This window comes from Candidatus Eremiobacterota bacterium (assembly GCA_031082125.1).
Lineage (GTDB): Bacteria > Vulcanimicrobiota > CADAWZ01 > CADAWZ01 > Ess09-12 > Ess09-12.
Map to the genome: position 1 here is coordinate 14,376 of JAVHLM010000015.1, position 11,899 is coordinate 26,274.

At 54.6% G+C, this 11,899-nt stretch carries 9 protein-coding genes; 7 read left to right on the top strand and 2 right to left on the bottom strand.

Annotated features, from left to right (window positions below; all coding sequences use genetic code 11):
• Positions 1–692: 692 nt before the first annotated feature.
• The 7 genes from RDV48_16590 (at position 693) to RDV48_16620 (ending at position 6,939) form a co-directional block, all read left to right on the top strand.
• On the top strand, positions 693–941 hold the full coding sequence (locus RDV48_16590) for a DUF6364 family protein (protein MDQ7824421.1): 249 nt from the start codon (positions 693–695) through the stop codon (positions 939–941).
• Entirely contained in the window at positions 938–1,363 is a 426-nt protein-coding gene (locus RDV48_16595) for a PIN domain-containing protein (protein ID MDQ7824422.1), read from the top strand. Before RDV48_16590 ends, RDV48_16595 begins: the two co-directional genes overlap by 4 nt.
• A gap of 449 nt (positions 1,364–1,812) precedes the next feature.
• A complete protein-coding gene (locus tag RDV48_16600) occupies positions 1,813–1,965 on the top strand; it encodes a hypothetical protein (protein ID MDQ7824423.1) in 153 nt (50 codons plus the stop codon).
• Positions 1,966–2,082: 117 nt separating this feature from the next.
• The gene (locus RDV48_16605; GenBank protein MDQ7824424.1) at positions 2,083–3,294 is read left to right on the top strand and encodes a hypothetical protein; all 1,212 of its coding nucleotides are present in this window, start codon (positions 2,083–2,085) and stop codon (positions 3,292–3,294) included.
• A 163-nt stretch (positions 3,295–3,457) separates the two neighbouring features.
• On the top strand, positions 3,458–3,955 hold the full coding sequence (locus tag RDV48_16610) for a hypothetical protein (GenBank protein MDQ7824425.1): 498 nt from the start codon (positions 3,458–3,460) through the stop codon (positions 3,953–3,955).
• Between the two features lie 275 nt (positions 3,956–4,230).
• Entirely contained in the window at positions 4,231–5,424 is a 1,194-nt protein-coding gene (locus tag RDV48_16615; GenBank protein ID MDQ7824426.1) for a glycosyltransferase family 2 protein, read from the top strand.
• A 90-nt stretch (positions 5,425–5,514) separates the two neighbouring features.
• Positions 5,515–6,939 carry a radical SAM protein gene (locus RDV48_16620; GenBank protein MDQ7824427.1) on the top strand — a complete coding sequence of 475 codons (1,425 nt, stop codon included), beginning with the start codon at positions 5,515–5,517 and terminating at the stop codon, positions 6,937–6,939.
• Here the strand turns inward: RDV48_16620 and RDV48_16625 are convergent.
• Together RDV48_16625 and RDV48_16630 are read right to left on the bottom strand one after the other, a co-directional pair.
• On the bottom strand, positions 6,936–7,598 hold the full coding sequence (locus RDV48_16625; protein MDQ7824428.1) for a class I SAM-dependent methyltransferase: 663 nt from the start codon (positions 7,596–7,598) through the stop codon (positions 6,936–6,938). The two genes, RDV48_16620 and RDV48_16625, sit on opposite strands and share 4 nt — an antisense overlap.
• 15 nt (positions 7,599–7,613) lie before the next feature.
• Complete coding sequence (locus tag RDV48_16630; GenBank protein ID MDQ7824429.1) at positions 7,614–11,882, bottom strand: acyl-CoA dehydratase activase; 4,269 nt, start codon at positions 11,880–11,882, stop codon at positions 7,614–7,616.
• Positions 11,883–11,899: the final 17 nt, after the last annotated feature.

Sequence of the window (11,899 nt, forward strand, 5' to 3'; positions counted from 1 at the left end):
TCCTTCTCGAGGAGCTCTTTCTTCGTGAGATCGTTGTACTGATAGTGGGCAATGCCCTCAGCGAGTTATTCATGGGGGCCGAAGATGCTGCGGTCCGCGTACTGCTCCCACTGGGCATCGGGGTTCTCCTTGATCCTGTCGAGGTAATTTCTCCAGAGCCCCTGGATCTCGCCGTTTTCAAAGGACTCGTAGTAGTGCTTGTTCTGGTTCAGCCCGTGAGGCCGAGGCTCTGGATCACCTGGAGCGTCTGTGCACCGATCTGCATGCCCTCACCACCCTGCCTTGAGTTTTCCTTCCCACCTCGTCTATCACGCAGGATGGTCTTCCCGGAAAGGAAACTTTGTAAAAAATACGTTAACCAGGAAAAAAATCTGTGAAGAATTTGGAGAATCTCCCCCGTGGTTTACGATGAGGGGCCCTTCCTGCCTTTCCGACACCCTGGCGGAGCGCCTGATCCTGGTTGGTGATTCCGGTCTTATAGAGCGCCGCCCTCATATTCATCAAGGCCTCTTTTCATGATACTTGAAAGCGAAATGAATTCCGAAGGGGAAATTCGCTTCAACTGATGAAAAGTGACAGGTCCTGCTGGAAGCCGGGGAATATCCACAGGTCCTGCCTTGAACATTCATCCGAAGACTTGACATGAATACGTATTATTTCATATAATAAATACGTAGAAAGGATGTGCCAACATGGATAGCAAACTGACTCTGAAACTCAATAAAGAGGCGATCAAAGATGCCAAGGATTTCGCCAGGCGCAACCATATAAGCCTGTCAAGGATGGTTGAACAGTTCTTCCTCAGCCTCACGGAAGAGCCTGAAGGCCCCCCGAGGCACTATACACCCCTCGTGAGAGAGCTCTCCGGCATCATTCAGCTGGAAGATAATTTCGACTGCAGGAAAGAATACAGGGAATACCTCGAGGAGAAGTATAAGTGAAGAAACTGTTCATCGACACGGACATCATCTTTGACCTTCTGAGCGCAAGAGAACCCTTTTATCATGCCTCTGCGAGCCTCTTCTCCATAGTCGAGAGAAGAGAGGTCAAAGCCTTCGTATCCACCCTTTCCATCTCTCATCTCTTCTATTTCCTGAGGAAGCTCAAAGGCTCCAGTGAAGCAATAATATCGCTCCAGAAGCTGAAAGCCCTTGTGTCCCTCCTCCCGGTAGATGAAAAAACGATAGACCTCTCGTTGATATCCGACTTTCCCGACTTTGAAGACGCCATCCAGTATCACTCAGCCCTGGCCGAAGACATTGATTATTTCATCACCCGAAACATCGGGCACTACAAGAAGAGCAGGATTAAGGTCGTCACGGCCGAAGAGTTCATCAGGATATGGCCTTCCCGCATCAAATAACGGGAGATTTCCCCTTGCCTCTCGATTCTTGTTCTGCAGGAAGCCGGGGGAATACCCACGAGCCTGACAGAAAAGCCCAAAAAATATTTTTTGCCTCCCCGGTGCCCCGGGTTCCGCTACGTCACCGACGAGAGGTTTCACAGCCTCTCTTCGGAGGTGCAGGTCTTCATAAGGAGCGGGTCCTGGTACACTGGTCCTTCTCTCAATTCTTCGTGGCCTCTTCTGTAAGACGACGAGGAGCTCATTGCTTCACGGACAGGCGCTTTGATGCGCCCTGGAAGTATTTCAGCGATGTGGAAGAGATGATGGTCTCCGAGGCCTCCATGAAAATTGAAAAAGATTCGCGCCTGTGTGCGGGCCTCGAAAACCAGTCGGGGAGTGATCATCTGTATGGGGGAGCATGCAATGGGGAGCAACAGGCACCCCATGGACAAGGATGCCAAAATCCCATGTGTTCCTGTCATCAGTCACTGGAAAAAGCCCTGGAGGCCTGCACCATCCCCCGCGGCGAGGGCCCCGAGGAGGTCTTTCTAAGGGACATTCTCTCAGAAGGAGGGGCCCCTTTCCTGGTCTATTACAAGGGAGCCAGGGCAAGGCCCTGAGGCTCTCGGAAGGCCTTCCCCCCATTTCCCTCGAATCTCCCTGTACCGGGGCAGCGTGAATCTCTTCGGAGCTGTCTCCCCGGGCATTCACCTCATTCCCGGAAACGGTGAGGAACCTTGGCACGCCTGCAGATCAGACCAATCGGCCGCCATAGCCTGGAACTCTCCAGGGGAAGCCTTACAGGGGAGCGGATCGCCTGGGAGCTTCTCTTGTTCCTGCTCTTCATGTATTTTTTTCATACCTCTCTGATGCCTGCCATTTTCACCATGGTCCGCCCCATTACCCATAATCCTGACGATCCGGTGCAGTATATCAGCTGTTCAGCGCTCATCGCAGTGCCCCTGGTAGTGGCAGCATTGATAAGGCTGGTGCAGCTCTGTTCCGGGATAAGGATTACCATAAACAGGCACGAGAAGAGTATTTTTATCGAAGCGACAGGCAATGAAAAGCGTGCGCTTGGGAAAAAGCCTCAGGGAAAAACCTTGAAGCTCGATATTGCAGAGATAGACGAGGTGGTGCTCAACCAGAGTATTGAGATCATATATACTCAGCATGGGCCCCATATAATCCGCAGCTGGAATATTGAGCTCCCTGTGCCCTCCCGGGAGCCTTTCCGCCTCGTTTTCAACAGGGAGCCTGAAGCGGTGCGGTGTGCCGAGCAAATGGCGAAATACATCGAGGTGCCCCTGGTGGACCGGAGAGGTGAGAGAGAATGGATTACCGGGCCAGGTGAGATAGGGGCTCCCCTCGTGGGCAGGAAAGCGACGCTTCCTTGTGAGGCCGCCGATGTGCAGATCGAGCCCCCGCCTTCCACGCGCGTCAGGTATGAGTGCGATAAGGGAAGGGCCACCTTTACGCTGCCGGGCAATGGAATCAAAGGCTTCAGAGGACTGGGGGTCCTCTGCGGATTTTTTCTGCCCGCCTTTTTTATTTTTATCCAGGTCATGATATACCGGCAGGAGGGCGGTATCAGGAAATGCCTCGAGGGAGTGAATGCTCTCTATACCGCTCTCTTGCTGGCAGCATCGGCAGGGCTGTGGGCAGCTTCCATATTCGCCATGGCTTCATATCAAAGGATCATTGTGGCGGGAGATGCGATCTTCATTGAGACAGTCTTTGCCGGCAGGAGATTCTTCGAGCGGTCCATCCCTCTCTCCAGGGTGAAGGGTATCAGGGAGGAGCGGTGCACCGGGGCTATTGATGAAGTGATTTCCATAGAGTGCGAGGAAGAAATGGTGAAGGTCACGGGATTCCTTGACCCTGCTGAGAGAATATGGCTCGCCCAGTCGTTAAGGGCCCTGCTCACGGGAGAAAGTGCACGTAAGTGAGGGCTGCGGACTGGAAACAAACTGTCTTTTGTTTAAGCGAGCTCCCCGTGACATAATTTCTGTGAGTCAGGAGAAGAGTGTCCCCTCTCAGATACCGCTTCCAAAAGGAAAGCAGTTCAGATTCTCGAATTGTACACAAAAGACAGGAGGCGGGAATATGGTTATGTCAAGATTATCCCTGATTCTCTTATCCATTCTTCTTATTCTCACACCCATTGCCTACGCCGAAGCGGTAAGCATCTCGCAGGTCGGCATATCTTTTACCGTTCCCGATGACTTCACCCGGGGATCATCCGATTACGGAATTGTTGAATGGAAAGGCCCCATGAAAGGCTCCCGGAGCTGGAGCATAAGACTGCAGGTGACTCCCTTGATGAAGGGCTTCAATGTGAAAGATATGTATGAGCAGGATTTCAAAACTCATCAACAATCGACGAACTCTTACTCTTCTGTGACTTCCCTTACGGCCCCGGGAGCGGTGGGGGGATTCCTCGCTCAGAAGAGAATCGACAAAGTCTCGAGCCTCAGTCATTACTGGCAGGCAATACTGTACGGCAGGAGCTTCCAGTATGACTTCATGTTCTTCGGCGACAGCTCAACCTTTAATGAATACCGTCCAGTCATTTACAACATATTGAGGTCAATCCGGATCACTAAGTAATGAGGGAATGAGCAGGAGAGACCAATACACTGCACCTGATGAAAAACAACAGGGCAGGCAGGAGGGCAGGGGACATTCTCCTCATCAGCCAGCATTTGAGTTTGTCACTATCTTGGACAGGCTGCACAGACAAACTCTGCTGGCCGGGAGAATTCCCCTGCCCTCCCTCTACAGGGCTTGCTTTTTCGGAGCTGCCAGAATCACAGGGCAGGCAGGGGAAATAGAAAAAAGCGAGAACATTCTTTTTTCACCTCAAAGGAGACACCGTTCCCGGCATGCATAAGGCAGTAGTCATAGTCCTGGCCCTCGTGGCTCTTTCGAACCTGGTGCTCTGCGCACGGGGGCTTCTTTACGGTCTCTTCATTTACCGGAAGTTCCTGGTACCCCGCTTCCGGGAGGACTATGCTCCCAAGGTGGCGGTCTTCGTGCCCTGCAAGGGCATGGAGGAAAACCTCGAGAGCTACCTGGAGGCCATCGTGATGCAGGATTACTCCGACTATACCGTCACCTTCATCACCGAAAGCGTTGATGATGCCGCTGTCGTCCCCATCAGGAACGTGGTGGCGAAGAATCCCCATACCTCCCACGTCGTCGCCGGCCTTGCCCGGACCTGCTGCCAGAAGAACCACAACCTGCTCCAGGCCATCGCGAGGGACAGCTCAAGCGAGGTATTTATTTTTGCCGATGCCGATATCAGGCCCGGCAGGCAATGGATAAGGGACCTGGTCCTCCCCCTCTCTGCCGCGGACATCCCCATAAGCACAGGATTCCGCTGGCTCACGCCACCCCGCTTCACCTTCTGGGGGACCATCCACTCGATGCTGAGCGCCTACATCTGCACTCTCATGTCATCGTCATCGGGCGTCTGGGGAGGCTCAATGGCTATAAGGAGAAAGGAATACGACCATTATGAGGTGGGGAAGACCTGGTCCGTCACTGTGGTCGATGACATAAGCCTCACGCGGATAATAATCAAGAACAGGGTAAAAAGGGTCTTTGTGCCCCACTGCATCGCCACGAGCACCAATGTGCTGGAGACTTTCAGCGGCGACCTCGAGTGGTTCACCAGGCAGCTCATGTTTCTGAAGATCTACTGCCGCCCCCTCTGGGTCACGGCATTTCTCTTCACTTTTGTCGCCGCGGGTCTCATGGTGCTCTCGGCCTTGCTGCTGACAGCCTCTCTGTGGGCTCCCCCCTTGAGGGAATGGGCTCCCCTCTTCGGCATTTTTCTCGTGATGATGATGGGCTCCCTGGGCCTCATAAAATTCAATTATCGTGATAACCAGAGTTACCTCGTCTGGTGCCTTCTCACCCTGCCCGGCGAGGTTATGGGGGCCCTGAGCCTTGTGAAATCACTTCTCACCGGGGATCTCATATGGCGGAATATCCGCTACGCCATGAACCGCGACGGATCGGTGAGGGAAGTGGAGTTCCTGGGCGAGGGGAGGAAGAAGGAGCAGGGGAGTTGAAGAAAGGAAAAGTCCTGCCGCGCCGGCATTGAGGCAGGGTAGTGAGAAGGGGACGTGGTGGGGACATTCAGAGAAAAAGGAACGGATACCATGAGCACAAAGAAAACGACAAAGCATTCAAAGGCCGCCAGGCTCTCAAAAGCTGCAAAGGCGGGAAAAGCCGCTGAAGGAAGCAAGGCTATCAAGGCCGCCGGGACCCCCGTGCAGGGAAAAGCCGCGGAAGGAGCAAAAGCCCAGAAGGGCACAAAGGTGAGAAAGGCTGCGGTTGCAGAGAAATCCCCCGTGAAGGCCGCGGCGGAGGAGAAGGCTCCAAAGAAGCCTCAGGCAGAAAAGACCAGCAAGAGAAAGCACAGCTACATGCCCCTTGATTTTCTCATGCGCCTCACAAGGACGCCCTATATTCTCACAAGGACGTTAAAAGGCCTTATCAGGAAGCATCTCACCGTAAAGTTTGACTATAATTTCCTCGACGGGAAAAGTCTTCCCCTCACGCAGATCAGCATCAAGATCACCAACCTGTGCAATCTCCGCTGCAAGATGTGCGGCCAGTGGGGAGAAAAAGGCTATAACCTTGCGAAGCCCAACACGGAGCTCAAGGAAGTCGTTCCCCTGGAGACCTACAAGCGGATGGTCGATGAAGTGGCACATCTGAAGCCGCTTATCTATATCTGGGGCGGAGAGCCCTTTCTCTACCCCGATCTCATTCCCCTGGTGCGCTACATGAAGGAGAAGGACTTTGTCATCTCCCTTGTCACCAACGGGATCAAGCTTAAGGAGTACGCCGAGGAGATTGTGAAGACAAGGTGGGAGGCCCTCATGCTCTCTCTTGACGGCACCAAGGAGATTCACAACGAGATAAGAGGCTCCAAGGACTGTTTTGACACTCTCGCGCGGGGCATCGACGCAGTGCAGAAAGAAAAAAAGAAGAGGAACAGCACCCTCCCTTACATAATGGTCCTTGTCACCGTGTCGCGGGACAATGCCCATATCCTTGACAAGATACTGGCCATGGGGAAAGAGATCCAGGCAGACTGCATGATCATATACTATTCGTGGTTTACCTCAGAGGAAGTGGGAAAGGCCCACACCAAGGTCCTCAGGAAGTACCTGGGCTGCACGCCGACGGCATGGCGCGGCTATGTTCAGGACGTGCATAAGATCGACCTGGAAGCTCTCAAGGAGTGCGTGGCAAAGATCAAGAGCACCAGGTACCCCTTCCCTTACCTTTTCATCCCCGACCTGCCCATTGACAAGATTGACCAGTATTACAGAGAGCCCGGCAATTTCTTCGGGTATGGCAAATGCGTGACGCCCTGGCTCATTACCGAGCTCATGCCCAACGGAGACGTATCGCCCTGCAGGGACTACCCCGACTATATCGTGGGAAACATAAGGGATAACAGCCTTCTGGAGATCTTTAACAACGAGAAGTACCAGAAATTCAGGAAAGCCCTCAAGGAGGCGGGGGGAGTCTTCCCGATCTGCGCGCGCTGCTGCGGCCTTATGGGTTTCTAGGCAGCGATCTCGTCATCGAGGTGAAGCTCAAAAAGGACCTGGTGGGTGATGTTGAAGAGAGGATACTGGTAAATCCTGAAGGTCTTGTGTATCAGGAAATCCATGTTCCTGAAGAGCTCCGTCCACCGGTCCATCGTGTGGAAGTTCAGGGGGATGTCCATCTTGGACGAAAGCAACCTGTTGCCGTAATCATGAAAGTGGAGAAGCTTCTGGCTGAAGCGGCTCCGGTAAATCTCCTCGATAATGATTATCTTTTTTCTGGTGACTCTCTTCAGCTCATTGAGTATGCCCCCCACGTTCTGGCAGTGGTGCAGCGCATAGGCCACAAGGGCGGCATCGAAGTGCTTGTCTGCGAAGGGGAGGCGCTCACCATCATAGATCACCACGGGGATGCGGGACAGGTTCGTATCGACAGTGTCAACGCCCACCACTTCTTTGCTCGACTTGCTGTGGAGGAACTCCGTGAGTATGGCGTCGCCGCAGCCAAAATCAAGGAGCGATGAGCAGTTCTCCGTTGAGTCGATGATGTGGGTGCCCAGGCGCTTCGCGCGGGCTTTCAGCCAGGGAACAAAAAAAGTCTGCCTGAAGGACTTTTTCACTTTGCCTGCAAAGGTCATCTCGGGTTCGGCGGTATCGGCTGCTTTGATCTTCTGCGACAAAGTTCACCTCTTGTTTCAATGTGATCTGCCCGCAGGCTCCTTTGCTATTGCATTATGGATGCGCTGGCTCTGGAGCGCGAAGGCCTCGATCTTGGCCTCCAGTATCTGAGGGAAGATATTCCCGTCAGTCTCGATGGCCAGGAAGGGCAGGCCGTTTATTGATTCGGGGATAGTGTAATTTCTTCCTTCTATATCGATCTTTCTCTCGCAGGTAAGGGCTTTGCTGAGTACCGCCTCGGTGATCCGGGACTGCATGCAGGCAAAGGGGCCTATAAGGACCACGCCGCTTATCGTGTGGAGGATGTCCTTCAAGGATGAGCCGCAGCTCAATATGGGATCGCCGCCGATGTAAATGCTCAGAAGCTTTTTCCCGTATTCCATTATCCTGTTTATATCGAGCTTCTCATACTCAAAGAGGCCCGACCGGGCGAGGATCTTCTTGTAGCGTGTGTCAAGCATATTCTTGAAATAGTGCTTCACATGGTGCATGGCGAGCTGGGGGAGATTGTACTGGGCGTCCAGGACGCCTGCCGAGATCAGGTAGTCATTGTAGAGGAGCCATTCGTTTGACTGGGCCGTCTTCACCACTATCTCGCGGTCTCCCAGGGCTTTTATTATGGGTCCCGAGGCGAAGCGCTCCTTGCGTACGTAAATCTCGCCGCAGAGAAGAACTTTGCATGCCTCGTGGATGGGCTTCTTAAGCTCAATCTCCCTGAGGCGCGAAGCCACCTGCTCCAGGGTCCTGTCCAGGTTCTCGTTATTTCTTATCGCGTCAAGAATGGCATTCCACTCGCGGTGGAATGACGCAAGCCCCGCGGCGCGGTCTTTCGAAAGGGCATAGATGGCGCTGTAGATGTCATCCATGATGTCCGATATTATCATTCCCTGGACCACGCGCTTGAGCACCTCGTCTCCGAAGCCGGCGTAGTTGTTTTCATTGTCAAGGGCGAGGATGGCCACGTCCCGGAGCTCTTTTTTCTCAATGTGGTTCTCCAGGAAGACGCAGTACTGGCCCAGGCGGCAGCCCCCTTCGGCCTTGGGCACGAAGAGCATGGTAAGCTCATCTTCGGGCCTCCCCTGGGAGAGGTACTTCTCGAGCATTCCCGTGATGAGAATCAGGGGAAGGCATTCCTTGCAGGACGTGTTCGCCCTGCCCATCTTGAGGACCTCGAAATCGGGCTGGGGAAGGGCCGTGGTCTTGAATCCCATGGACTCGAATGCAGCCCCCGCGGCCTCGGTGAGGAGCCATCCCATTGAGGGGAGCAGCAGATGAACGCGGGGATCACGCGGCGAGATGAGCTCGTTCTCAGAGGTGAGTATCTGGAATGAGTCACGCGTCACTATGGTGCGTGCCATTGAATAGAGAGCCTGCCTGCTGTCATCGGCCACGTTGAGCTTCCTGTAGCGGTCCACGATATCAAGAAATGCTTCCACCCTGGTGGTGATGCCGGCGTCGGCGGTGTGGCTGTCAAGCTCTATGGTGAGTGAAGGCTTCCTCCCCATGATCTCCCTGAAATACCTCTGGAGAAAGCTGTCGGGGCCGCAGCTGAAATTGGTGATATAGGCGCCATAGAGCTGGCGGTGCTTCTTTACGAAAAGGGCGGCTTTCATGAGCATCTGGCCGATTCCCCAGTGCATCTGCCCGCTCACGGGCTCGTCATCATAGGGGAGCATATCAAAGGAGATGACCGGTATTCCCCGCGAGGAGAATTTTTCCGGTATCCCCATGTTCATGTCGGGCGTAAAGGCGTTGTAAGGCCTCCCGAAGATGACGACGGCCTTGTCCCGGGGGTTCTCCTCGAGCTCCTGCAGGAATATCCTGCCAAGGATCTTGAGGGACTCGAAAAACTCCTGCTGCTTGCCCATGGCGAAGTCGAAGGCGATGCCGGGAAGCTTCCCCTTTTTCCCCAGATCGCGGGCAAGCTTTATGAAGCTCTTTTTCTCGGACTCGTAGCCCTGGGAGAAGTCAAAAATGGGCCTCAGCACCTTGATGTCCTTCTCCAGATCGGAAAATGACTCGCGCAGGCAGTAAGTCTCCGACTGCAGCAGGTGGCACGTGGCCTGCATGTCATGTTTTGTCGAGACTGCCTTGGGCACGCTTATCTCCCGCACATGGGGGAGCACTATCACCTCAGGCTTTTTGCGCAGGAGGTCCAGGTAATAGCCATGGGCGGCCTCGAGGGGATGGCAGAAGTAAGCGCCCTTCTGCTCGATGCCCTCCTCTTCAAGGGTGTCGGGCAGCACGACGCGGAATCCCAGCAGCGTGAAGAAGTTATAATAAAGGGGGTAAAGCAGATGCGTCAGGAACGACCGGTTAAGACCCAGCGTGGGCGCCGCGAGAGGCGGCTTGAGGGTGCAGAGCTTTTCGGTGAGGAGGGAGTAACGATCCTTCACAAGGTTCGGAGCGTCCTCCTCCTTCCTGTTGAGCTGCATGTTATAGTACCGGTTGCAGGCTCCCCCGAAGGGGAAATTCTTGTCTTTCACCTTGATGAGCTGGATGGAGCATTTCCTGTCACACTGCTCCTCTCCCCCCTTGCAGGTGAAGGTCTTGCCGTATTCAACGCGTTTTTCCACAAGCTCTTTCAGGGAAAAGCTCTTTTCGCCGAGGAGTCCCAGGCTCTGCCGGCGCTTCACCTCGAGGGCCACGCCGAAGGCGCCCATAAGGCCCGGCTCGGGGGGCACGACTATGGAGCTTCCTATCAGGGCTGCCATTGCCACGGGGACAGCGCTGTTGTAGCAGACACCTCCCTGCATGAAGATCTTTGTGCCTGCCGTGCGGGGGCCTTTCACCTTGTTGTTGTAGTTCATGCATATGGAATAGACGAGGCCCGCGATGATATCCTCAACAGGTATCCCCTCCTGGATGGCGCTCTTGATGTCACTTCCTATGAAGGCGGCGCACTGATCGTTGAAATTGGGAGGCTTCCTGCTTTTCATGGCCAGCGCGGCGATATCCTCCATGGCAACGCCCAGGCTCTCCTTCGCGGACTCCTCGAGGAATGAGCCTGTTCCCGCCGAGCACGCCTCGTTCATGGCGTAGTCGCAGGGCACGCCGTTCTGCAGGTAGGTGTACTTGGCGTCCTGCCCGCCTATCTCAAAGATGGTGTCAACGGCAGGGTCGAAGTAGAGGGCTGCCTCGGCATGGGCGATGATTTCATTGATGATGGCGTCGGTCTCCGCGTAGAGGGCGGAAATGTAACGGCCGGAGCCTGTGACGCCGAGGCCCTTGATCGTGACCTCGCAGGGAAGGGCCCTGTCAATCTCCTCGAAGCACTTCTTGCTGGCGCCTATGGGATCGCCGTTGGTCCTGAGGTAGCATGAGGCCAGGATTGCATTGTCGGAAATCCTCATGAGCACCGCTTTCGTGGTGGTGGAGCCCACGTCGAGGCCGACAAGGCATTTGTCACTTTTTCGCGCCTTGCCCCGCACGCTCTTTTTGAACGTCACAAGGTGCTCGGCCTGTGAAAGGGGAGGCAGAAAATCAAAGCTGTGCTCGGCTTCCTTGAAAAACGATCCTCCCGCGACGGGCACACAGTTCCTGTAAGCCCAGAGGGCGGCGCCCAGGGCCTCGAAAAAAGGTGCTTCCTTCGGGATGATAAGGTTTTCTATATCCTTCTTCAGGATCTTCACGACGGCGCGGTTCCTGCTCACACCTCCAAGCAGCACGATGTTCCTCTTGGAGACGCCCGGGAGAAGCTCGATTATCTTCTTGGCCATCATCTCGCAGAGGCCCGCGGCTATATGGCCGATAGGCTCGCCCCTGTTGAGGGCATGGGTGCAGTCGCTCTTGCAGAACACGGAGCAGCGGCCTGAAATCTTGTAAGGATCGACATCAAGCGCCTTGCTGATGGCCTCCTCGGGAGTGACGTTCATGCGCCTCAGCTGCTGGAGGAAGAACTCCCCCGTGCCCGAGGCGCACTTGCTTCCCGTGTGGATGCCCCGTACCTTCATATCCTTGTCAAGAAGGTATATGATGAAAGTCTCGCTTCCCGCGCTCACTGCAGCTTCAGGCTTTACCTTGCCGTCGAGGGTGAACCGGAGCGCCTCTTCTATGGCTTCAACTTCCGTTATCTGCGGGAGGTCCAGCAGATTTCTGAATTTTCTGCCCGTCACCGTGAGAGGAGCGCTCCCCACCTCATCAAGGCTTGCCTTGAGAAAGGCCATGGGATTTCCCTCGTGGGTCTTCGTGATGACCTTCCCTATGCGGATCTTTCCCTTGCTGTTCTTTACCTCAACGATGCCCAGAGTGGAGGCACCAAGGCATATTCCGACTGCTCTCTCCATATACCCCCCTGTAGATC

What these genes read in the sequence shown, in the direction of transcription:
- RDV48_16620 (MDQ7824427.1), top strand. Translation starts at nt 5,515, where the DNA reads ATGAGCACAAAGAAAACGACAAAGCATTCAAAGGCCGCCAGGCTCTCA.
- RDV48_16600 (MDQ7824423.1), top strand. Translation starts at nt 1,813, where the DNA reads ATGTGTTCCTGTCATCAGTCACTGGAAAAAGCCCTGGAGGCCTGCACC.
- RDV48_16590 (MDQ7824421.1), top strand. Translation starts at nt 693, where the DNA reads ATGGATAGCAAACTGACTCTGAAACTCAATAAAGAGGCGATCAAAGAT.
- RDV48_16630 (MDQ7824429.1), bottom strand. Translation starts at nt 11,882, where the DNA reads ATGGAGAGAGCAGTCGGAATATGCCTTGGTGCCTCCACTCTGGGCATC.
- RDV48_16610 (MDQ7824425.1), top strand. Translation starts at nt 3,458, where the DNA reads ATGTCAAGATTATCCCTGATTCTCTTATCCATTCTTCTTATTCTCACA.
- RDV48_16615 (MDQ7824426.1), top strand. Translation starts at nt 4,231, where the DNA reads ATGCATAAGGCAGTAGTCATAGTCCTGGCCCTCGTGGCTCTTTCGAAC.